The following is a 20,634-nucleotide window of genomic DNA, read 5'->3' on the forward strand; positions in this document are numbered from 1 at the left end:
ACCCGACAAAATTTTTGCATGCTCCCTGGCGGAAAATTCGCACCGCCGGAATCGGCCCCACACGGAGCTTTCGCTACTCGTTGTCATACAACAACAAGACCTTTGAAAACCCCATTCCCCGGACGGAAAAATCACGGAATAGACCCCGGATTACCGTGTCATTAAAATAGCGATATCCCCTCACCTCCTCTATCGCCGCGAAAAATAAGGCGACCGGGACAAGGACAAGCACGTGTTACCATCGCGAGAAGCGCGATAATCGGACTTTCTCATCACTTGTCCTGCTCCTGCCGGACTAGGACGTAAGGACCGAAGTGACTCAGCGCATCGCGTGTGCCTCCAAATCCGCGAGATCGACAAACTCGAGCGCAGATTCATGGGTGGACTCCAGCACCACCGCGGGCGCGTGCCCGGCATCCAGCGCCTCCTTCCAACGCGCAGCACAGAGGCACCAACGGTCGCCGGGATTTAGCCCGGGGAAATCATACTCCGGGCGCGGCGTGCTGAGGTCGTTCCCTCGGGACCTTGACCAGGCGAGAAATTCTTCCGTCACCGAGGCACAGACTACATGAACGCCGACATCCCCGCGGCCCGTGCGGCAGCAGCCATCGCGGAAAAAGCCAGTCATCGGATTGGTCGAGCAGGATTGCAGGACCCCGCCGATCACGTTTCTTCGCTCCGTCGCCATATCTCGGCAAGCTAGCCGAAGGATGTGATTCGTCCAACACGAGCTTGGTGACAAATCTTGCGGTTGGACTCTGGCGAGCAGGAACGTGCGGGCTATGTAGCTGGGCGACTGCGTCGCTCAGGCTGGGTGCGGCTTGTAGATCGCCTCCGGGAACGATTCTCCAGCGGGAGGGAGGGCCTTGGAGACAACTCGCGAGCGGCGATTTCAGGCGGGGCACGAGAAGCCTGAACGACGAAGTCGTTCAGCTACGCCTGCTGCGAAAACTTTCGTAGCGAAAGGGCTGCGCCCTTTCGGCGGGGCGAGGCATCTCACAAGATCGCCGCCCCGACTTTCAACGCGGACCGCACCCAGCCTGAACGACGCAGTCGTTCAGCTACTCTCTACTCTGGTCATCCAGCGGCTGAGGGAAAACGCGCATCCTCTGAGAAGGGATGCGCAGCTTGGAGGCGGCACCCGTGGCATTTTCCGGGCGTCCCATTCATGCCCGTCCAGGTCCAGAAGCAGAAGCGTCCGAATCTCGACTCCGTCACCACGATCAATCAGGACGGGTCGCGCTTCTTTCTCCATACCGCGGACGTCTCGGGGAAATGGACCACGGCGAGGCGGGTCTTCGGGGCCGCGCTGATCGCGGTCTACATCGCCCTGCCCTGGATCCCGGTCAATGGCAGCCCGGCGCTGTTCTTCGACGTGGAGCAGCGGCGTTTCCATGTCTTCGGCCTCACGCTGGTGCCGCAGGACCTGTGGGTGATGTTCTTCGGCGTCACCGGGCTCGGCTTCACGCTGTTCTTTGTCACCGCGCTGCTGGGTCGCCTGTGGTGTGGCTGGGCGTGTCCCTACACGGTCTTCCTCGATCACGTCTTCCGCCGCATCGAACGGCTGGCCGAGGGTGATGCAGTCGCACGCCGCAAGCTCGATGCTGCGCCGTGGGCTGCCGGGAAGATCACCCGCCGCGGGGTGAAGCACCTGCTCTACGCGATCTGCGCCACCCTCATCGCGCACATTTTCCTCTCTTACTTCGTCTCGATCCCACGGCTCTACGAGCACATGCACGAGGGCCCGCTGGCACACGCCACGTCATTCGGCATCGTCGTTTTCCTCACGCTCGCGCTGTGGTTCTGCTTCGGGTGGTTCCGCGAGCAATTCTGCGTGATCATGTGCCCCTACGGCCGCCTGCAGAGCGCGCTCACGGACGACGACACGATCAATGTCGGCTACGACGAAAAGCGTGGCGAACCCCGTGGCGCGAAGGGCAAGGCAACCGGCGACTGCATCGACTGCCGGCGCTGCGTGAATGTCTGCCCGACCGGCATCGACATCCGCAACGGCCTCCAGCTCGAGTGCATCGGATGCGCCGCCTGCATCGACGCCTGCGACGACATCATGACGAAGGTCGGCCGGCCGAAAGGTCTGGTGCGCTATGATTCCCTGAATGGCCTGACGGGCAAGAAGCGCCGCTTCATCCGGCCGCGTGTGATCGCCTATACGGTGCTCGGCGCGATGGGCTTGCTGGCTTTTTCCATCGCCGGGTGGCGTCAGGCGCGGCCCTTCACCGCGGACTTCACCCGCATGCGCGGGCAGCCCTTCTACGCCGACGCCACCGCGATAAGGAACCACTACCAGGTCCGCTTTCACAACAAGCGCAACCAGCCCGCGCGCTTCACACTGCACCTCGCGGATGCGCCAACCGGCTACACGCTCAGCGGTGCGGACGCCGAGGTGGAAGTGCCGCCGCGCGGAGAGATCACGCGCCCGGCCATCGTAGTCGCTCCCGTTTCCGAATACCGCGGAGCCACCGATCTCCGCATCGAGGTCCGGGCCCAGCCCGGCGACGTGGTGCTCCGCCACGAGATGCGCTTCCTCGGTCCCGATCTCCAGAATCCTCAAAACTGACCCGCCATGAATACCGAACGCCCCGCCTTCTTCATCCGTCATCCGTGGATCTTCGTCTGCTTCGCCTTCCTCCTGCTCATCACCGCATGGGGCGCGCTGATCACCGTCGCCGTAAAGCACGCTCCGCAGCAGATCGAGGTGAATACCAAGTGAAAATGCCGCCATGGACCTGACCCTCGCCGGGGCCCTCGTGGCCGGACTCGCCACCAGCCTGCACTGCGCCGGCATGTGCGGCCCGCTGGCCTGCGGGGTCGGCATGCTGGCGAAGAGCGAGGGCGAACGCATGGCTGCTGCCACGGCCTACCACGCCGGTCGCCTCACCTCCTACACTGCCATCGGCACGCTGTGCGGGGCCTTGGGGAAGGAGCCGCTGGGATGGTTCTTCCACTCGCCCGCGGTGCTCCTGCCATGGGCACTCGTGGCGGCGCTGCTGATGCTGGCCACGGGGCTGGAGAAGAAGATCCCGAGACCCGCATTCCTGATGCGCTTCATCGCCAGGCAGCGCTTCAGGGCGCAGCGGCTGCCGGTCACCGCCGGTGCGGGATTGACCGGGCTCTTCACGCCCTTCCTTCCCTGCGGACCTCTCTATGCCGTCTTCATCGCGCTGCTGGCCTCGGGCTCCGCGGCGCGCGGGGCGGAGGTCGCACTCGCCTTCGGCCTCGGCACGGTCCCGCTGCTATGGGTGGCGCAGCATCAGTTCCAGCGGCTGAGGACCAAGCTGAAGCCCGCGGGCATGCTGCGCATCCAGCGCGGCCTCGCCCTGATCACCGCGCTGATCCTCGCGTGGCGGCTGCACGACACGATCCCACTCGGAAGGCCGGAAGTGGTCCAAGACCAAACCCAGGAACAACTTCCCTCCTGCTGCCACTGAGCCCGCTCAGCGTAGGAAGACCAGGCTATCGAAATACCACTGCGCGATCTTCCATCCGCCGAACATCCAAGTCAGCGCACCGAGGATCAGAAAGGGTCCGAATGGAAGCGGCCTGCCAAAACCGATGCGCCCGAGCACCGCGGCCACGATGGCATACAGCGACGCGGCAAAAAGGCTGAAGAGCACGCCGACCCAGCCGAAGAAGGCACCGATGCCACCCATCAGATAAACGTCGCCCATGCCCATCGCTTCGCGCGGGATCACGACCTTCGTTCCCATGCCCTCCAGCGACTTCAGGTCATCCAGCGCGATCACTTTTCCGCCGGGCAGCTCGATCTGGTGCTCGCGGATGATCACCTCCCCTGCCCCGTGGCTTTCGCCATTCGCCGAGACCTCGGTGGTGGTCAGGATCAGACGGTCGGACTTGCGGTAGAAGATGTCCCACCAGGCGGTCTTCTCGCCATCCATCTCGAAGAAGATCGGATCCTCCTCGTTGTCCGGCTCGATCAGCTTCCAAGCGACCGGATCCTTGTAATCCATCTTCTTTTTTCCGAAGGCGAGCTTGCCTAACAGCACCATGCACCAGAGGCCGCAGCCGCCGATGATGCCGCCGAGCACGGACTGCTTCAAGCCGTCCTTCAGCAGCGCTGCCTGCGTGGACCAGCCGGAGAGATCCGAGAGCTGCGGCCACAGCGCCGCGGCGGCGACACCCGCCACCATGATCGCCACGCTGAAGGAGATCGGGATGATCATGTGCTCGATGTCGATGAAGACGATCGCCATGAACAATGAAGCCATAATCCACAGCGGAAGGACGGCTCCGAGCTCCGGCCTCAGGAACGATCCGAGCGGCACCGACGTCTGGAGGAACCACCAGATGGCGGTAAAGAGCAGTGCGGTGAGCAACTCGACGCCGAAATAGCGGAAGGCGATCGGCGACCTGCAGTTCGAGCACTTCCCGCGCAGCCACAGCCAGCTCACCAGCGGGATATTCAGCCGCATCGGAATCTCGGACTTGCACTTGGGGCAGAAGGAGCGCTTCGGCTCATTCACCGAAAGGCCAATCGGCACGCGGTAGATGACCACGTTCAGGAACGACCCGATGCAGGCACCGATGAGGAAGGCAGGCACGAACCAGACCGGGTGGGCCAAGGATGGGAAAATCTCGATCAAGGTGGCGGCATTCAATCTGAGTGAAAGCATTTCGGAAATCCGAAATTTCTGCCGCCATCGGGTGCCTTCCCGGGCTTGCCTCGATGGCATCGCGAGGCATTGTAGCCGCGTGATCCGGATCTTGGGCTTGATGATATGTTTTTGCGGGGCGGCGCTGGCAGTGCCTACCCCGCCGGACCCGGCGTCCGTGGCGGTGCTCTACAATTCCTCCTCCGCGGACTCGAAGGCTCTGGCCGAATTCTACGCGAAGGCGCGGAACATTCCTGCCGATCATCTGGTCGGGTTGGAATTGCCGGACTCCGAGGAAATCTCGCGCAAGGACTTCGACGACAAGCTGCGCAACCGCCTGATCCGCGAATATGACCGCCGGGAGTGGTGGGTCCGCGGCCGGGGAGCGGATGGCAAGCTTGTACCGACCGAGCTGAAGATCCGCATCCTCGTCTGCATGCGCGGGGTGCCGAGCCGCGTCACGGGCACCGGCCCAGCCCTGCCGCCACCCGCGGGCGAGCAGCCTTTCACCCGCACCACCCAGGCGTCCGTGGATTCCGAGCTGGCGCTGCTGGGAGTCGAGGGCGTGCAAGTGGAGGCCGTGGTGAACAATCCCTACTTCAAGCAGGAGAAGACCATCGCCGAGGCGAAGCTGCCGATGACCTTGGTGGGCCGCATCGACGGGCCGACGAAGGAAGTCTGCGCGCGGATGATCAAGGACGCCGTGGAGGCAGAAAACACCGGCCTCTGGGGCATGTCCGTGATCGATCTCTCCCAGATGTATCCGGAGCATGTCGAAGGCGATCCGGCGATGGAAAAGGTCGCGAAGGCACATCGCGACGCCGGGATTCCGGTGATCATCGACCGGAACAAGGAGACCCTGCCGCTCAACTACCCGCTCCGCGATACCGCCCTGTATTTCGGCTGGTATGATTGGAACATCAACGGCCCCTTCGTGAACCAACCCTTCAAGTTCAAGAAGGGCGCGGTGGCGGCCCATCTGCACTCCTTCAGCGCCGGTCAGCTCCGCGACACCACGAAGAACTGGTGCGCGGGACTGCTGTCGAAGGGTGCCGCGGCCACGCTCGGGAATGTCTATGAACCCTACCTCCCGCTGACCCACAATTTCGACATCTTCAACGACCGCCTCATGGCCGGCTACACGCTCGTGGAGGCGGCCTACATGTCGGTGCCTGTGCTCTCGTGGCAAAACGTGGTGCTGGGCGACCCGCTCTACCGCCCCTTCCTCCACCTCGACGGTGGCGGTGAAAAAGCCGACGAGGATCGCGACTACCGCGCGCTGCGACTGGCGAATCTCCGCTGGAAGGAAGACCCGAAGCAACTCGACGCCATGCTGCTGGATGCTGCGGACCGACTGAAAAGCGGCACCCTCGTGGAAGCGGTCGGCCTTTCGCGCGCCGCCCGCAAGGAGGAAGCCTTGGCCACCGCTGACTTCCGAAAAGCGAAGCTCTACTTCGCGGACAAGCCGGATCGCCTGCGCATGGACCTGCACCTCGCCACCATGGCGCGGGAGGCGGGCAAGAAGTCCGAGGCCATCGACCTGCTGCGCGGGGCCCGCACCCTGTATGCAGACATCCCGGAAGTGATCGCCCCTGCCACGTGGGCCGCCATCCTTGAGCCACCGCCGGCCCAGCCTCAACCGCCGAAGAAATGACCGACTACGCCCGGCTGCTGGCCGCCGTGTGGGAACGGCCCGCCGTGGCGGAGTCGCCGCCGCTTTCCCTGCCTCCGGAGCTGGAGTTGCAGGCGCTGTGGTTCGCGGGAGCCTTCGGCAGGGATTTCCGTGACACCGCCGGAACTACGATACGCGTCGTACAATTCGGAGAATGGAACCGCTCGGCCGGTCCTGATTTCCTGCATGCGGCCATCGAGACCGGCAGCGAGGTCCATCGCGGCCCCATCGAGCTCGACATGCGGCCGTCCGATTGGGAGGCGCACGGCCACGGGGCCGATCCTGCTTTCGGAGACACCGTGCTGCACGTCGTCTTCAGCCATGGCGGACCGGAGAGCTTCACGCGCACCCACGATCATCGCGAAGTACCGCGGGTGGTGATTCCACGGGATCTGCTGGAGCAAGCCCTGCAGCAACCGCGGCGCGAGACGGCCATCGCCACGCCCGGTCGCTGCGTGCTGCCGCTGGCAAACATGCCACCGGTCTCCGTGGCGGCGCTGCTTCGCGAGGCCGCGGAACATCGCGCTGCGAGGAAGGCCGCACGCCTGCTGCGCACCACGGACGCGCATGGCCGGGATGCCGCACTCTATCAGGCCGTGGCGGAGACGCTCGGCTACCGCTCAAATGCGTTGGCGATGCGCCTGCTCTCCCAACGGATGCCGCTGGCCGCCCTGCGAGAAGAACCCGCCCACACCGAGGCGCTGCTTTTCGGAGCTGCGGGATTCCTTTCGCCGGATCTCCATGAGAAGGCGCCGCCCGACACCCGCGAGCATCTGCGCGGGCTATGGGAGACGTGGTGGAAGGTCCGCGGCCAATGGGAATCCGCCCACGCCATCCCGTGGAAAGCCGGCGGGCAACGACCCGCGAATCACCCGCACCGCCGCGTGGCCGCACTCGCCGCCATCGTGCGGGAGTGGCCGAAATTCAGGAAGCTCGCCACATCCCTGCCACTCGATGCGGACGCGCTGGTGAAGATGCTGTCGAAGCTCGACGACCCTTTCTGGACAAGGCGCTACACGCTCTCCTCCGCGGCCGCAGCCCGTCCGCTCGCGCTCTTCGGAAAAGCGCAGGCCATCGAGTTGCTCGCGAATCACCTCTTCCCCCTCGCCCTCCATGAGGGCGAGTCCTACGAGCGCTATGCGAAGCTCGCGGCGGGCGCGCGGAATGAAAAGGTGCGCCGCTGCGCCATTCGCCTCTTCGGTAGCGAGGATGCGGCGGGCACGTGGCTGAAGAAGGCCGCCCACCATCAGGCGATGCTCCAGATCTACCACGACTTCTGCCTGGAAGACTCGAGCGATTGCGCCAACTGCCCCTTTCCGGAGCAGTTGGCACAGTGGAGAAACCGCTGACCCTTACGGCAGCTTCACGCGGAAGGCACGGAAGGGATACTCCACCTTGTCCTCGCCACCGTGATACTTCGGCGCGCGGTTGATCTGCGCGCAGGTGAGATAGAGGTAGCCATCGGAACCGACTCCCATCGAGTCCGGCCAGATCAGGCGATCGTCCGTGACCAGCGTGTGGACCTTGCCTTCCGGGGTCACATACTTGATCGCCTTGTCAGCCGAGGCCGTGACGAAGACATTCCCCTTCGCATCCGCGACCATCCCGTGGCAGACGCCGGTCTCCGCGACCATCTCGACGTGCTTGCCCAGTTCCACATCCGACAGCGAAGCGTCCGCGAGATGCTGCGTCGGGATGCGGTAGAGCTTCGTCTGGTTGATCGCTCGGTAGTAGAAGTACTTCTCGTCCTTCGTCAGCGCGATCCCGTTCACATTGGAGGAGAAGGGCTTTCCATCGCCATCCACCACGTCCTTGCCGTCGAGGTGCAGCTTGAAATCCGGATCGGCCAACGTGGACGGATGCTCTTTGAGCGCGATGCGGGACTTGCCGCTCTCCAGATCCAGCACGACGATCGCCTTTAGGCCCGGGTCAGACAAATAGGCAAGCCCGTGGCCGAGGTCCACGCAAACGTCATTGATCGCGCTCTTGTCCTTCGGCAGGTCGGGAAAGTCATAGACCTTCGCTACCTCGTTCTTGGCGAGGTCGATCCTCACCAGCTTGAAGTACCCGCCTTCACGTCCGCCCTCCTTGCCGAAGATCGACGCCGCCGCTCCGGGTGCCGAGTCCAGCACCCAGAGGTGGTTCGCCTTGTCCACGAAGAGGTCCTGCACGTTCACGAAATGCGTGTCGGGCTTTTCCGTCACACGGCGGTTCCACTCGTCATCGGGGAAGGGCTTGCGTTCTCCTCCGACGATTTCCGTGAGGCCGTAGAGGAAGGGCTCCTTGTAGGGAAACGACACGAAGACGCGGTTCGGCTCCGATGCCACGGCCATGCCGATGGGCTGGTTTTTGCCAAAAGAGGCCACTTCCTCGAGCTTGGCGGGTTCCGCCCGTGAGATCGCCGTCGCCGCCATGAGAACCGCGAGAATTCCCCTGCCTCCGTTCAATGTCCGTTTCATCAGCCTGCGACGCTAGCCGGGAGCGGTGCCCGCGCAACCCGAAGACCGGGATCAGGGGCACAATCCCGCCTTGCCGCCCGGCGGCGCGCCTGATTCCATCCGCGCCCCAACCCGCATAAGACCATGGCCAACAAGGACAGCACCGACCCCGCCCGCATGGAGAAAATCGTCTCCCTTTGCAAACGCCGCGGCTTCATTTTCCAAGCAGGCGAGCTCTACGGCGGTCTCAATGGATGCTGGGACTACGGTCCGCTCGGTGCCGAGCTGAAGCGAAACCTGAAGGACTACTGGTGGCGCAAGACCGTCCAGGAGCGCGATGACGTGCTCGGCATGGACGGCGCGATCCTGACCATGCCGCAGGTCCTGAAGTCCTCCGGCCACCTCGACAGCTTCAGCGACCCGATGTGCGACTGCCTTCTTTCCAAGGCCCGCCTCCGCGCCGACCAGGTGCCAGCGCAGGATGGCACTGCCGTGTATTTCAAGGGCGCGAAGCACGAAGCCACCGGCTGGAGCGTCGAGCGCGTCTTCGCGGTTCTCGTGGCCCCGGGCAAGGACCCGATCGAGTCGCACAAGACCGCCCGCAAGTTCTACGGCGAGCTGATGCCGGACAAGAAGATCTCCCCGAAGGAACTCGAGCTCATCGAAGACCGCCGCGAGGAAGTCACCGGCACCACGTCCTTCAATCCGGACAATGGCAGCCTTCTCACCGATCCGCGTGAGTTCAACCTCATGTTCAAGACGAAGATGGGTGCGTCCGCAGACGACAACGATCCATCGTCGGACGCCTACCTTCGCCCGGAGACCGCGCAGTCGATCTTCGTGCAATACAAGAACGTGCTGGATTCGAACCGCATCAAGCTGCCCTTCGGCATCGCTCAGATCGGCAAGTCCTTCCGCAACGAGATCAACCCGCGCAACTACACTTTCCGTAGCCGCGAGTTCGAGCAAATGGAGATCGAGTACTTCTGCCGCCCTGAAGATGGCCTGCGCCTCACCGACGAGTGGCTGGAAGCCCGCCTGAACTTCTACGCCGAGATCGGCATCCCACGCGAGAAGCTGCACATCCTCGACATCCCCGATGGCGAGCGAGCCTTCTACTCTCAGAAAACCTACGACATCGAGTACGAGTTCCCCTTCGGCGTGCAGGAGCTGGAAGGCGTGGCCTACCGCACCGACTACGACCTCGGCGTGCACCAGAAGGGCTCCGGCAAACCTCTCGAATACTTCGACGAGGAAACGAAGGAGCGCTTTCTTCCTCACGTCGTCGAGCCGTCGGCCGGTTGCGACCGCACCGTCCTCGCACTGATCTGCGAGGCCTACGACTTCGAGAAGCTCACCGATGAAAAGGGCAAGGACGACTCCCGTGAGGTCCTCCGCTTCGTCCCGCGCATGGCTCCCGTGAAGGTCGGCATCTTCCCGCTTCTGAAGAAGAACGAGGAGCAGGTCCGCATCTGCAAGGAGATCCAGAAGAAGCTTCAGCCGTGGATGACCGTCTTCTACGACGACGGCGGATCCGTCGGTAAGCGCTATCGTCGCCAGGACGAGTGCGGCACGCCCTTCTGCATCACCGTCGACTTCGACACCCTCGGCGAAAACGGCGAGGAACTGAAGAACACCGTCACCATCCGTCACCGCGACTCGATGGAGCAGGAGCGCCTGCCGGTCGATTCCCTGCTGACCTGGCTGCTCGAGCGCGTGCGCTGAGAGAGAAGCCAGAGACAAGTTTACAGACACCAGAAAGGGCGCGGTTTTCCGCGCCCTTTTTTCGTCGGTCCGTGAGGAGTGTCGGCGTTCCGTCGACACGGGTGGACGGAACGTCCACCCTCCTCAGATGGCCCCCACTCAATGAACGTCCGGCACCGGCAGGTCGATCACGCGCTCAGCTTCCCAGCGGGTGATCTTGCCGTCCTTGTTCGTGTCGTAGTGCTTCATCATGGCATCCAGCTCCTCGGGATCGGGCTTGGTGGTGCCCGCTCCTGCCTCGGTGATCCCCTGCTCGATCTCCTTCCGCGTCAGGACTCCGTCGCCGTTGTAGTCGAAGCGGTCGAATTTCTCCAGCAGCGACATCATCTTGCGACCGTGGGCAGCCTCGGTGTGCTCATCGATGGTCGCACAGGCGGAGAACAGGAACGGCAGGAGGACGAGGCGTTTCATTACCCGATGTTCTTTCCCAAAGCCCGCGCGGGGACAAGCGGGAAAGCAGGTTGACCGGGTCAGCATGACAAGGGAATCCTGCCGCCATGCGCGTCCGCATCCTCGCTGCCGGAAAGCCCGCCCTGGCCTATGCCAAGAGCGGGGTGGACGAGTATCTCAAGCGCCTGGGCCGATACGGCAGCTACGAGCTGGAGTATCTGAAGGCGGGCGATTCGACGACAGTCTCCGCGACGTTGTTAGAGCGGTCCGCGGGGAACTTCCGCATCGCCATGGACGAGCGCGGCGAGGTGCTGGCCACGCAGGCATGGGCGGATAAATTCGCCTCGCTGGAACTGCGCGGCGAGATCAAGGCAGTCAGCTTCCTCATCGGAGCATCCGATGGCCATACGGAAGAACTGCGCCGCACCTGCGACGCCGTCTGGTCGCTCTCGCGCCTGACGATGCAGCACGAGCTGGCACTCGTCGTCCTGCTGGAGCAGCTCTACCGCGTCGCGACCTTGCGGCGCGGCGAGCCGTATCACCGGTGAAGGCCGGGCCTCCGGATCAGTTGATCGTCACGGGAATGACGACCCGGTTGTTGTCGTAGTTCGTCTCCGGCAGGATGTGGTCCGGATTCACCGTCACCTCGAGCTGGTAGGTGCCCGCGGGGAGCGTATCGATCTCGATCCACTGGCCGGGCAGGCCGCTGTCATAAACATCGCCCCAGCCCGCCTGGATGCCCTGGCTGCTGCAGGTGAATTTCTTCCGGACATTCGCGCCGCGGTCCCAGCGGTTCGTGTCGAGCAGGCAAAAGCTCACCTTGCGACCGACGCGCAGCTCATTCCCTTCCATGTCCAGCAAGCGGGAGGAGGCGAAGCCCTTGAAGTGGTAATGATTGTGGCACTCCTGGAATTCGAAGAAGGGATTTCCCTCCGGATCCGGCATCACCATGTCCTGTCCGCCCACGTTCCGGATCTCGGTGGTGTAGCGCAGCAGGCGGCGCTCGCCGGCGTCGATCATCCCCTCCTGCACCTCGCAGGATACGGGGTCAAAGGTCTCCGTGCTGACATAGGGCTGCAGCACGATACCCCACGGCATGAGATCAGCGCCATCACCCGCGACGTAGGCCATCACCGTGCGGCCGGAGTAGATGGAGGCTGCGTCCACGGCGATGTAGTAATCACCCGCGGTCGTCTCCGGGATCACCACGCGGTTATTGCTGCGGACGAAGGACGTGTCGCCCTTTGCGGGCTTGCCCACCGGAGGAATGGTGCCGTGGCCGACGGACACGGTCGATTTCCCCTTCCCGCCTTCGGCGACCACCACGAGCTTCTGATTCGCGGGGACGGAGATGCGGAAGATATGCCTGCCACCCTTCGCACTGGCGAGGTGGTGCACGGTGCCGAGGCTGTCCAGATCGCGGACATCACCGGCGGGATGAACTTGATAGAAGCCCTCCGTCACCGGGCCCACGGCACCCTTCGATGTGAATGCGCGGGCCTTCACCGTGGTGTCGGCGGTGAGCGTCAGGCTGGCGGGCACCACGGGAGACGTGGCATCGGGCTCGCTGCCATCCGTGGTGTAGCGGACGGTGGAACCTTTCGCCTTCAGGGTGAAAGTCGCACTGCCCGTGTAGATGCCAGGCGGAGGATTCATCGTGACCGCGGGCGCGGCACCCTTCTCCTGCTTCAGCGCCGCGAGGATCCTCACTCCATTGTAGCCGCCGTTTGCCCCCTGGGTTCCGATGTACCAGATACCCGGCTCCGGGGCCTCCACGACGAGCCGCTGGCGCGTGCCGGGAAAACGCGAGCTGTAGGGCGCACCCGCACCATTGTAGCCCGGATGGACCGCCCTGCGCACGAAGAGCTGCAGATTTCCCGTGCCGCCATTCGTCGTGACGGTCAGGCGGGTGGTGCCTTCCGGAACGACCAGACGATAGACCGTCAGCCCGTGGGGATCGGTCGTCGTCAGGCCCGCCATGGGCACGCCGCCCTGCACCACCTTTGGGAACGGAGTCACCTCCTCGTGGGCAAGCACCGGCAGCGAGCAGAGAAGTCCGACCAAGAGGGGTAGCACGGGTTTCATGCCGCGGAGCTTCAACGCTCCCCCGCCAAAGGCAAAGCCTAACTTCAGCGTAACATGCTGCTGGCGCGATCCACCGCCTTCACCAGCGCGTCCACTTCCTCCAGCGTGTTGTAAATTGCAAAGGACGCCCGGGTGGTGCCGGTGATGCCAAAGCGCGCCATCAGCGGCTGGCAGCAATGATGCCCGGTGCGGACCGCCACGCCCATCTGGTCGATCAGCGTGCCGAGGTCGTAGTGATGCACGCCCTCGAGCGCGAAGGAAAGCGCGCCCGCCCGATCGTCAGGGCCGTAGAGCTTCGCGCCGGGCAGGCTCGACAGCCCGTCCGCAGCGGCACGGATCAGCTTGCCCTCGTGCTCCGCGATGGCGTCGAACCCGATGCCGTGGACGAAGTCTAGCGCCGCTGCCAGAGAGATCGCGCCCTCGATATTCGGCGTACCGGCCTCGTATTTGAACGGCAGGTCATTGTAGGTCGTCTTCGCGAAGGTGACTTCCTTGATCATCTCGCCACCACCGCGCCACGGCGGCAGGGCATCCAGCACCTCGCGCTTCCCCCACAGCACGCCGATGCCGGTGGGAGCATAGACCTTGTGACCGGAAATCGCGACGAAGTCGGCTCCGAGCGCCTGCACGTCCATTGCCAGATGCGGCGTGGACTGGGCGGCATCGATCAGCACCAGCGATCCCGCAGCCTTCGCGGCCGCGATCATCTCGAGGACCGGATTCACCGTGCCAAAGGCATTCGAGATCCAGTTGAAAGCCGTCATCTTCGTCCGCTCGGTGAGCAACCCGCGAAAGGACTCTTGGTCGAGCGTGCCGTCGTCATGGCACGGGATCACCTTCAGCGTCGCGCCGCTGCGCTCGCAGAGCATCTGCCATGGGACGATATTCGAGTGGTGCTCAAGGGTGGAAATCAACACCTCGTCGCCGGGCGACAGCGTCAGGATGGAGGCGACCAGATTGATCCCGTCCGTCGTGCCTGCGGTGAAGATCACCTCGGCAGCCTCGGCGGCATTCAGGTGGCGGGCCACGGTCTCGCGGGCCGCCTCGTGCGCGGAGGTCGCGGCGCGGGCCAGATGGTGGGTGCCGCGATGGATATTGGCATTGATCTCCTCGTAGTAGCGGCGCGAGGCCTCCAGCACCGCGCGCGGCTTCTGGGAGGTGGCCGCATTGTCCAGATAGACCAGCGGGCGGCCATTCACCTCCTGGGCGAGGATCGGGAACTCAGCGCGGATCGTGAGGGAGTCGAGAGCCATGTGCGGGCAAGGGAAACGAGGCCCGGGCCAATTGCACGGGAAAAAACAAACTCAGGGCTGCGGCGGCAGGTGCTCGCTGCAGTATTCCTTCCCGTCCGGGAGCGTGTAGAATTCCAGATCGCCTGAATCCCGCTCAGTGCGACCGCAGGTCTCACAGCGGTGGAATGCCTGCGAATCCACGCGGCTCGCCACTTGGAATTTCCGGCGGCGCTCGGCGGCCTTCACGAGCGACTTGCGGCCATGGATGACGTCCGGAAGCACCCAGAGGAGGTACGGCAGCAGGGTCGGCACGGTGATGGCAAGGTTGGAAGGATCCCTGAAGACATTGAGGAGCATCAGGATGCCGGTGATCCAACCAAGTATCCGCACCTGGACCGGAATCAGGAAAAAGAGCGCGAACTCCACCCGGGGAAACAAGGTCGCGAACGCGAGGAAGAGCGAGATGTAGAGCATGCTCCCGCTCGCCAACAAACCGGGATCAAAGATGAACTGGGAGACCGCCAGCCCGACCCATGCAGTCAGGATATACAAGGTCAGCCTGGTGGAACCCCAGGCTTCCTCCAACGAATCGCTGATCAGGAAGGAAATCCGGACCGCGAAGAACAGGAACAGCACGCCAATGGGTGTGAACCTCTGCATGCCCATCGGAGCGAAAAGGAACGTGAACACCCGCCACACCTCACCGGAAAGAATCTTCGCGCGGTCGAAATCCAGCATCGCGGCGAAGTCCGGGCGCGTCCATTGGCACGCGTAAGCGATGACGCCGAGAAACGTCAGATACTTGAACAGCCCCGGAAAATGAAGCCAGTCAAAGCGCCGTTCAATCTTATCAAGCCATCGCACGGGGCGAAGCAAAGCCGCGCAGCCACGGACTGACAAGGCCCAAGCGGGTTTCCGGAGGGCTACCCCCACCCCTCCGGTCCAGCGGGGAGCTACTTCTTCTCCGCCCGCTCGACCTTCACATCACCGGTGCCCAGCAGATCCTTCAGCCGCGTGCGCATCGTGCTCTCCACAATCTCCAGCACCCCGCTCCGTTGCGCCTCGGAGCGCATCTGGAGGCGCAGGTCGCGGAGGAGCTGCGCACGGTCGTCGGGCGTGATGCTGTTCCACCAGCCGCTCTCTTCATTCAGCGGCTGGAAGTCGATCAGCTCCACCGAGAGGATCTGCGGCGCGGGGAACTGGGCCACTGGCGTATTCCCGTCCATCCTGAGCGAAACACCGGGCTGCAGCTTGTAGCCGGCAGTCACTCGATACTCGCCGCGCACGATGAGGCGCTTCTTCCCACCGGAGAAATACTTCAGGATGAAGGTCTCGTTCTCAAAGCTGCGGGTGGCGCTCATCTTCAGCTCCACCAGCGCGAGCTCGGTGATCTCGGACTGCGAGACGATCTCGGCCCTGCCCTCGACCACCCGGGTGTCGGAATTCGTGATCGCACCGAGTACCTTCTCCAGTCCCGACACGGTGCCCCCTACCCCTCGCTCGAAGGTCCGGATGCCGAACCACGCGAGGACGACCACGGTCGCCAGCAAGGCGATCCAGCGCAGCGTTTTCCAGAGTTCGGGATGATGGGCAGACATGATTGATGACACTAGGGCGCGCGGCCCGCGCCCGGGCAAGTGGGGATTCTTACTGCTCTTGGAATGAGGATTTTGCGCAAATCCGTGTTTGGCATTTCCAGCGGCATCGCATGGAGTCCGTGCCAGCCGATTTTCCCATCGTGAAAGCATACGAACTCTTCACCGCCGCCGATCCCGCCCTCGCCACCCAGATGCTCGACTGGTTCCGCGAACACGACCGGAACATCTACAAGTCCGCTGTGGCCACGCTCGCCCAGAGCAAGAAACTCCGCCTCGTCTTCGTCCAGAAGAAGCCGCTGCCCGAGCAGTATGCCTGGATCCTGAAGACCCTGCGCAGCAAGCAGTCCGACACCATCGGCGAGCACCTGCTCCAGGCATGGTTCATGGCCGGAAACCAGGATCTGCTGGCCCAATTCTGCGACGCCATGGGCATCGAGCATGACGGCAAGGGCTCCGTGACCGGTGACCTCCCTGCCGAACTCGACGCGGCCAAGCTCGACGGAGCCGTGGACACCCTCGTGGCTGCCCACGACCCGAAGCTCGTGACGCTTTACCTCTACGTTTTCAATCTCCAGCGCGCCGGTGGCTGGGACACGCTGACTGCCAAGCTCGCGAGCGACTCGCGTCTGGTGCTCGCCTGACGACCCCGATCAAGCGGGAACGGGGTCACCACTGGAACCGTTCCCGCCACGAGTCCGCCAGCTCGCTAGCCGCGAGGCTGGCCAGTCCGTCGGCATGGGTGATCTCCAGCCCGGCCTCGGTGACGCGGCGGATCGTGACATCTCGGAAGATCTTCCCCTGGCGGGTCGATAGCTCGGCGAGCTTTTCGCCAGCGGCCGCCCCGCGGATCTGTCGGCAATACCTGCCCCGGTAGTCCTCAAACTCGGCGCGGAGGCGGACGACATCGTCTGCCAGACCCTGCCGCTGTCTCGCGAGTGCCTCCGCCTTCGGCCTGGCCTTTCGCAGGGACTCGCCAACCTGCTTCCACTCGTTGTGGGTGGCAATGAGGCCTTGGCCCTTTTCCCAGTCTTGGCGGAGAATCGCGATTTGGTTCAGGGTGCTCTCCTTGGCCTTTTCTTCCATGGCCACGTCCTTCGAGACCTCGGCGCGACTGCTGGTCGCCTTGAAGCGCCCCTGAAGCAGGGCACCGCCGCCGACCCCGACAGCGATGAGGGCAAAGAGGCCCCCGATGAGAACCGGGGTGCCTGATTCAGAAGTGAAGAATGACATCCTGTCAGGGATTGGCCGGAGCGGCCTTTTCTTTCGCGGCGTCGCGGACCTTTTGAATGTCTTGGGTCGCGGTTTTCACCTCGGCATTCAGTTTCGCGATGTCCTCGTCAAACTTGCGGATATCGGCCTGCAGCTTGGGGATGGAATTGCGGGTATCCTCCGCCTTCTTCCTCATCTGCTTGAGCTGCTGCTCCATCTGGGGAGCACGGCTGACAGCCTTTCTCCTCTCGGCGTTGATCTTTCCTTCCTGATTGGAGATCTCGATCTGGAACCGCGGGCCGGCATCGACAGCCATCTTCAGACGGTCCTCCGCACCTTTCCTCGCATCGCTCTTTTCGCGGATCGCGGTGTTCAGTTCGCCGATGCGCTGTTGCAGCTTGGCGACCTCGACATTGTCCTCGTGCACCGCGGTGCCTTGGCTCGCCGCGAGGAGGATGGCCTTCTTCTTCTCGTCGCTGAGCTGATAGAGATCCCGGAGGTCATCCGGAAGCTCCTCGGCAGGCACGGTGACGGGGCCGGAGTGAGCCATGAGGCGCATGCCGGTGTGATCGACTCCGAGCACCTTCACATCTTCATAGACCCTGCCGGAGACGGTCTTGAATTCCTTGAGTTCCTTGCCTTGGGCTTCCGGCCAGACCTGCGCGCGGTACTGATCCTTGTAGGCTTCCCACTTCTCGTCGATGGCCACGAGTTCGGCCTTCGTCGCCTCGATCTTCTGGGCGAGCTCGGTCTTGATACTTCCCTCGTTCTCGACCTTCCGCTCTGCGGTCTTCACCTCGCGGGCGATGTCAGCACGGGTGCCTGCATCTTCTTCCTTCTTCCGGAAGGACTCGATCTCGCCCTTGCGGCTGGTGATGATCGATTCCTGCTCGCGGATCACCGAGGAGATGAGGGGCTTGCCACCCTGCATGCTCTCGTCGAACACGAGGAAATAGAGCAACGCGAAACCGCCTAGGACGATCAACGCAATGAAGGTCCCGATCACGCCGGGACCTCGACTGCTGGAAAGTAGATCTGAAAATGACATGGGAGATATCTCCTTTGGATTCAGCGGACGGCGTACTTGCGCTGGTAGGCGGCGAAGTCCTTTTCAAGCTTCGCCTTCTCATCCTCAAGCCCCTCGACCTCCGCTTCAAGGCGGGCGATTTCCTCCACATTGGCCGCGGACTCCGCTTTCAGCTTTTCAAGGTCCTTGGTCTGGTCCGGTGGCAAGTTGCCGAGACGCTCGCGGAGCAGGGAAAGCTCGCCATCCAGCTTGGTGATTTCCGCGCGCTGCTCGTCACGCTTGCGGACCAATTCCGGATCTTCGCCGCAGGAGCCCAAAAACAATGCACATCCAAGCACGACGAGCGGGCGGGACATCTGAAACAATCTCGATTTCATGAGGAGGTAAAGGGGGGGTGATGACAGCGATCACTGGCTCGTCCGGGAGCGCCGGTCAGCGCTGCGGGGTGTAAGTCCAATTCCGCGAAACCGACCGGAATGAAGGCGTCGCTGGCGCACGGTAGGGCGCTGGCGCGCAGTAGGTCCGTGTGGGCACGTAGTAGTAGCGGGTGCGGTAGCTCCGGTAGCCGCGGTAGTAGGGATACCAGATGGAGCGGCCATTGCTGAAGGGTCTGGCCTCTTCGCGCAATGCCGATGTGGAACCGGAATTCCGCGCGCTCGACCGGCTGGCCGCAGCGGCGGCATTCGAGGCGGCGATCTGACGCTGCTCCTGGCGCTCGGCCAGCAGCACTTCCTGGCGGGCAGCCTCGCGCTTTTCACTGGCTGCCACTCCCTGCTCCACCCAGGCATCGTAGGCAGAAGCGATCTCGGATTCTTCCTGGATCGCCTCCCGAGCCACCGCGGTGTCCAGGGCAAACGCGTCCCGGTTGGTCGGGCTCAGTTGATCGGCGGACAGGCGGGCAGTGCCGGTGGAGTGGCGGAATTCCACACCCACGTCCGTCACCCGCGTGATGACCACCTCGTTGAAAATCTTGCCATTGGACCCGGCGAGCGAATCGAGCGTGCGCCCCACAGCAGCCAAGCGGGTCTTCTTCACCCACTCGCTTCTCAGCTCGGCCATGCTGTCTTCCTGATCCGCCAGATCCTGACGCAATTGATCGGCGATCACCAGAAGATCGGCGCGATGCTTCTCGGTCTGTGCGTGCAGGTCCGTCAGTTCCTTTTCTTCAAGACGAGCTGTCTCCAGCTTCTCAAGACGCATCTCGAGAACCTTCACCTGATGAACGAGTTCGATACGCTTCGTCTCGAGCCCCCACCATTCGGAATTTGCCTGCGCCTGACGGGATTCCCGGCAGGAGGGCATGAACAATGAGACCGCTGCAGCAGCGATCATCAGGCGGGGAGGAGTTAGCGCCGTCATCTGGGAAAAGTTGAGCGAATGGAGGAACGATCTACAAGGCGGAATCTTTCACCTGATATAGCACCTGCCAAGCGTTGGTGACCACTTCACGCGATTTTCACATGGCGGCTCTTCAAAACGGCGGGATTCCTTTCGCAGCGATGCCTGAATTCCGACTTGTATGACAGATTGAAGCCAGCCAGAACCCTCCACGACCGCCATGCCGACCCGTGTACTTCTGACCACCTGCAGCTTCCAGGATACTCCCGGACCCCATCATGCCCAACTGGAGGGCCAAGGCTTCGAAATCGTCCGCGAGCGGGGCCCGCTGAGCGAGGCCCGGATGCTGGAGCTGGCCGGTGAATTCGACGCCTTCCTCTGCGGTGACGATGCCATCACCCGCGCGGTGATCGACAAGAGCCTGCCGCGCCTGCGCGTGATCTCGAAATACGGCATCGGCCTCGACAAGATCGACATCGCCGCGACGAAGGAGCTCGGCATCCCCGTGCTTTTCACTCCCGGTGTGAATCACACGACCGTGGCCGAGCACACCTTTTGTCTGCTGCTCGCCATGCAGAAGCACCTCGTGGAGACCGTGAATGCCACCCGCCAGGGCAACTGGCTGCGCCTGACCGGCCACGAGTTGTGGCGCAAGCGCATCGGCCTCATCGGCATGGGCCGCATCGGCCAGGAAGTGGCCCGCCGCGCCCACGGCTTCGACATGGAGATCCATGGCTTCGGGAATTTCTGGCCGGAAGATATCGCTGCCCAATACGGCGTGATCCGCCACGATACCGTGGAGTCGCTTTTCGCCGCCGTGGACATCATCAGCCCGCACACGAAGCTGACGAAGGACACCCACCACCTGATCAACCGCGAGCGCCTAGCCCTCATGAAGGAAGGCTCCTACATCGTGAACACCGGCCGCGGCGAACTCGCCGACTCCGATGCGATCATCGAGGCCCTCGATTCCGGACGACTCGCCGGCTACGGCACCGACGTGATGGAGGTGGAGCCCCCGCCAGCCGATCACCCGCTGCTTTCGCACCCGAAGGCGATCGTCACCTCGCACATCGGCTCGCGCACCTTCGAAAGCGTGCCACGCCAAGCCGGCATGGCGCTCGACAACCTGCTGAACTTCCTCTCCGGCACCGGCCCGATCGCTTGCGCGAACGGCGTGATTCCTTCCGTTGAATGATTTCCGGACCGGGATGGATAGGATGGATGGGATGAGAATGCCCACGTCATCC

Annotated in this window: 21 protein-coding genes; 9 read left to right on the plus strand and 12 right to left on the minus strand. The window is 63.3% G+C overall.

The annotated features are described in order from the left end of the window. Nucleotides 1-319 precede the first annotated feature (319 nt). Complete coding sequence (locus OKA04_RS06130; protein WP_264500261.1) at nucleotides 320-688, minus strand: DUF2237 family protein; 369 nt, start codon at nucleotides 686-688, stop codon at nucleotides 320-322. A 480-nt stretch (nucleotides 689-1,168) separates the two neighbouring features. Between OKA04_RS06130 and ccoG the strand changes: the two genes are divergently transcribed. The 3 genes from ccoG to OKA04_RS06145 are packed head-to-tail and all read left to right on the plus strand — an operon-like array spanning nucleotide 1,169 to nucleotide 3,449. Next, nucleotides 1,169-2,578, plus strand: coding sequence for a cytochrome c oxidase accessory protein CcoG (gene ccoG, locus OKA04_RS06135; protein WP_264500262.1), 1,410 nt, complete (start codon nucleotides 1,169-1,171; stop codon nucleotides 2,576-2,578). Nucleotides 2,579-2,584: 6 nt separating this feature from the next. Beyond that, complete coding sequence (locus OKA04_RS06140; RefSeq protein ID WP_264500263.1) at nucleotides 2,585-2,731, plus strand: hypothetical protein; 147 nt, start codon at nucleotides 2,585-2,587, stop codon at nucleotides 2,729-2,731. A gap of 10 nt (nucleotides 2,732-2,741) precedes the next feature. Beyond that, complete coding sequence (locus OKA04_RS06145) at nucleotides 2,742-3,449, plus strand: sulfite exporter TauE/SafE family protein (RefSeq protein WP_264500264.1); 708 nt, start codon at nucleotides 2,742-2,744, stop codon at nucleotides 3,447-3,449. Between the two features lie 6 nt (nucleotides 3,450-3,455). Here OKA04_RS06145 and OKA04_RS06150 read toward each other — a convergent pair whose 3' ends face one another. Then, nucleotides 3,456-4,652: a prepilin peptidase gene (locus OKA04_RS06150; RefSeq protein WP_319800600.1), complete on the minus strand. Its 1,197-nt coding sequence runs from the start codon at nucleotides 4,650-4,652 to the stop codon at nucleotides 3,456-3,458. 100 nt (nucleotides 4,653-4,752) lie between these two features. Here OKA04_RS06150 and OKA04_RS06160 point away from each other — a divergent pair, with 100 nt between their 5' ends. Both OKA04_RS06160 and OKA04_RS06165 read left to right on the plus strand, forming a co-directional pair. Next, nucleotides 4,753-6,285 (plus strand): TIGR03790 family protein, encoded by a 1,533-nt coding sequence (locus OKA04_RS06160; protein WP_264500265.1) that lies wholly within the window; start codon nucleotides 4,753-4,755, stop codon nucleotides 6,283-6,285. Beyond that, nucleotides 6,282-7,652 (plus strand): DUF2851 family protein, encoded by a 1,371-nt coding sequence (locus OKA04_RS06165; protein ID WP_264500266.1) that lies wholly within the window; start codon nucleotides 6,282-6,284, stop codon nucleotides 7,650-7,652. The genes OKA04_RS06160 and OKA04_RS06165 overlap by 4 nt, the downstream gene beginning before the upstream one ends. A 3-nt stretch (nucleotides 7,653-7,655) precedes the next feature. Here OKA04_RS06165 and OKA04_RS06170 read toward each other — a convergent pair whose 3' ends face one another. Next, a complete protein-coding gene (locus tag OKA04_RS06170) occupies nucleotides 7,656-8,762 on the minus strand; it encodes an L-dopachrome tautomerase-related protein (protein ID WP_264500267.1) in 1,107 nt (368 codons plus the stop codon). Between the two features lie 123 nt (nucleotides 8,763-8,885). Here OKA04_RS06170 and OKA04_RS06175 point away from each other — a divergent pair, with 123 nt between their 5' ends. Beyond that, entirely contained in the window at nucleotides 8,886-10,466 is a 1,581-nt protein-coding gene (locus tag OKA04_RS06175; protein ID WP_264500268.1) for a glycine--tRNA ligase, read from the plus strand. Nucleotides 10,467-10,604: 138 nt separating this feature from the next. On the opposite strand, the gene OKA04_RS06180 is transcribed toward OKA04_RS06175, so the two are convergent. After that, nucleotides 10,605-10,916: an EF-hand domain-containing protein gene (locus OKA04_RS06180; RefSeq protein ID WP_264500269.1), complete on the minus strand. Its 312-nt coding sequence runs from the start codon at nucleotides 10,914-10,916 to the stop codon at nucleotides 10,605-10,607. Nucleotides 10,917-11,002: 86 nt separating this feature from the next. Here OKA04_RS06180 and OKA04_RS06185 point away from each other — a divergent pair, with 86 nt between their 5' ends. Next, complete coding sequence (locus OKA04_RS06185; RefSeq protein ID WP_264500270.1) at nucleotides 11,003-11,443, plus strand: 23S rRNA (pseudouridine(1915)-N(3))-methyltransferase RlmH; 441 nt, start codon at nucleotides 11,003-11,005, stop codon at nucleotides 11,441-11,443. 16 nt (nucleotides 11,444-11,459) lie between these two features. Here OKA04_RS06185 and OKA04_RS06190 read toward each other — a convergent pair whose 3' ends face one another. From OKA04_RS06190 to OKA04_RS06205, 4 genes are all read right to left on the minus strand, one after another. Further along, complete coding sequence (locus tag OKA04_RS06190) at nucleotides 11,460-12,980, minus strand: lysyl oxidase family protein (RefSeq protein ID WP_264500271.1); 1,521 nt, start codon at nucleotides 12,978-12,980, stop codon at nucleotides 11,460-11,462. A 44-nt stretch (nucleotides 12,981-13,024) separates the two neighbouring features. Beyond that, nucleotides 13,025-14,233 (minus strand): aminotransferase class V-fold PLP-dependent enzyme, encoded by a 1,209-nt coding sequence (locus OKA04_RS06195; RefSeq protein ID WP_264500272.1) that lies wholly within the window; start codon nucleotides 14,231-14,233, stop codon nucleotides 13,025-13,027. A 51-nt stretch (nucleotides 14,234-14,284) separates the two neighbouring features. After that, nucleotides 14,285-15,076 (minus strand): hypothetical protein, encoded by a 792-nt coding sequence (locus OKA04_RS06200; RefSeq protein ID WP_264500273.1) that lies wholly within the window; start codon nucleotides 15,074-15,076, stop codon nucleotides 14,285-14,287. An 89-nt stretch (nucleotides 15,077-15,165) separates the two neighbouring features. After that, the gene (locus OKA04_RS06205) at nucleotides 15,166-15,810 is read right to left on the minus strand and encodes a DUF4230 domain-containing protein (RefSeq protein WP_264500274.1); all 645 of its coding nucleotides are present in this window, start codon (nucleotides 15,808-15,810) and stop codon (nucleotides 15,166-15,168) included. A 140-nt stretch (nucleotides 15,811-15,950) separates the two neighbouring features. On the opposite strand from OKA04_RS06205, the gene OKA04_RS06210 reads away from it, so the two are divergent. Next, complete coding sequence (locus OKA04_RS06210) at nucleotides 15,951-16,451, plus strand: hypothetical protein (protein WP_264500275.1); 501 nt, start codon at nucleotides 15,951-15,953, stop codon at nucleotides 16,449-16,451. A gap of 25 nt (nucleotides 16,452-16,476) precedes the next feature. Here OKA04_RS06210 and OKA04_RS06215 read toward each other — a convergent pair whose 3' ends face one another. The 4 genes from OKA04_RS06215 to OKA04_RS06230 all read right to left on the minus strand — a co-directional run bounded on the left by OKA04_RS06215 (nucleotide 16,477) and on the right by OKA04_RS06230 (nucleotide 19,348). Then, nucleotides 16,477-17,040 (minus strand): hypothetical protein, encoded by a 564-nt coding sequence (locus OKA04_RS06215; RefSeq protein WP_264500276.1) that lies wholly within the window; start codon nucleotides 17,038-17,040, stop codon nucleotides 16,477-16,479. A 4-nt stretch (nucleotides 17,041-17,044) separates the two neighbouring features. Further along, a complete protein-coding gene (locus tag OKA04_RS06220) occupies nucleotides 17,045-18,004 on the minus strand; it encodes a hypothetical protein (RefSeq protein WP_264500277.1) in 960 nt (319 codons plus the stop codon). Between the two features lie 83 nt (nucleotides 18,005-18,087). Further along, nucleotides 18,088-18,423 carry a hypothetical protein gene (locus OKA04_RS06225; RefSeq protein ID WP_264500278.1) on the minus strand — a complete coding sequence of 112 codons (336 nt, stop codon included), beginning with the start codon at nucleotides 18,421-18,423 and terminating at the stop codon, nucleotides 18,088-18,090. A gap of 55 nt (nucleotides 18,424-18,478) precedes the next feature. Beyond that, nucleotides 18,479-19,348: a hypothetical protein gene (locus tag OKA04_RS06230; protein WP_264500279.1), complete on the minus strand. Its 870-nt coding sequence runs from the start codon at nucleotides 19,346-19,348 to the stop codon at nucleotides 18,479-18,481. Nucleotides 19,349-19,604: 256 nt separating this feature from the next. Here OKA04_RS06230 and OKA04_RS06235 point away from each other — a divergent pair, with 256 nt between their 5' ends. Beyond that, complete coding sequence (locus OKA04_RS06235; RefSeq protein WP_264500280.1) at nucleotides 19,605-20,582, plus strand: phosphoglycerate dehydrogenase; 978 nt, start codon at nucleotides 19,605-19,607, stop codon at nucleotides 20,580-20,582. Nucleotides 20,583-20,634: the final 52 nt, after the last annotated feature.

Origin of the sequence: Luteolibacter flavescens (assembly GCF_025950085.1) — a bacterium.
Classification (GTDB): domain Bacteria; phylum Verrucomicrobiota; class Verrucomicrobiia; order Verrucomicrobiales; family Akkermansiaceae; genus Haloferula; species Haloferula flavescens.

Coding starts and splice junctions, on each gene's coding strand:
- OKA04_RS06130 (WP_264500261.1), bottom strand. CDS start 688: ATGGCGACGGAGCGAAGAAACGTGATCGGCGGGGTCCTGCAATCCTGC.
- ccoG (WP_264500262.1), top strand. CDS start 1,169: ATGCCCGTCCAGGTCCAGAAGCAGAAGCGTCCGAATCTCGACTCCGTC.
- OKA04_RS06140 (WP_264500263.1), top strand. CDS start 2,585: ATGAATACCGAACGCCCCGCCTTCTTCATCCGTCATCCGTGGATCTTC.
- OKA04_RS06145 (WP_264500264.1), top strand. CDS start 2,742: ATGGACCTGACCCTCGCCGGGGCCCTCGTGGCCGGACTCGCCACCAGC.
- OKA04_RS06150 (WP_319800600.1), bottom strand. CDS start 4,652: ATGCTTTCACTCAGATTGAATGCCGCCACCTTGATCGAGATTTTCCCA.
- OKA04_RS06160 (WP_264500265.1), top strand. CDS start 4,753: ATGATATGTTTTTGCGGGGCGGCGCTGGCAGTGCCTACCCCGCCGGAC.
- OKA04_RS06165 (WP_264500266.1), top strand. CDS start 6,282: ATGACCGACTACGCCCGGCTGCTGGCCGCCGTGTGGGAACGGCCCGCC.
- OKA04_RS06170 (WP_264500267.1), bottom strand. CDS start 8,762: ATGAAACGGACATTGAACGGAGGCAGGGGAATTCTCGCGGTTCTCATG.
- OKA04_RS06175 (WP_264500268.1), top strand. CDS start 8,886: ATGGCCAACAAGGACAGCACCGACCCCGCCCGCATGGAGAAAATCGTC.
- OKA04_RS06180 (WP_264500269.1), bottom strand. CDS start 10,916: ATGAAACGCCTCGTCCTCCTGCCGTTCCTGTTCTCCGCCTGTGCGACC.
- OKA04_RS06185 (WP_264500270.1), top strand. CDS start 11,003: ATGCGCGTCCGCATCCTCGCTGCCGGAAAGCCCGCCCTGGCCTATGCC.
- OKA04_RS06190 (WP_264500271.1), bottom strand. CDS start 12,980: ATGAAACCCGTGCTACCCCTCTTGGTCGGACTTCTCTGCTCGCTGCCG.
- OKA04_RS06195 (WP_264500272.1), bottom strand. CDS start 14,233: ATGGCTCTCGACTCCCTCACGATCCGCGCTGAGTTCCCGATCCTCGCC.
- OKA04_RS06205 (WP_264500274.1), bottom strand. CDS start 15,810: ATGTCTGCCCATCATCCCGAACTCTGGAAAACGCTGCGCTGGATCGCC.
- OKA04_RS06215 (WP_264500276.1), bottom strand. CDS start 17,040: ATGTCATTCTTCACTTCTGAATCAGGCACCCCGGTTCTCATCGGGGGC.
- OKA04_RS06225 (WP_264500278.1), bottom strand. CDS start 18,423: ATGAAATCGAGATTGTTTCAGATGTCCCGCCCGCTCGTCGTGCTTGGA.
- OKA04_RS06230 (WP_264500279.1), bottom strand. CDS start 19,348: ATGCCCTCCTGCCGGGAATCCCGTCAGGCGCAGGCAAATTCCGAATGG.
- OKA04_RS06235 (WP_264500280.1), top strand. CDS start 19,605: ATGCCGACCCGTGTACTTCTGACCACCTGCAGCTTCCAGGATACTCCC.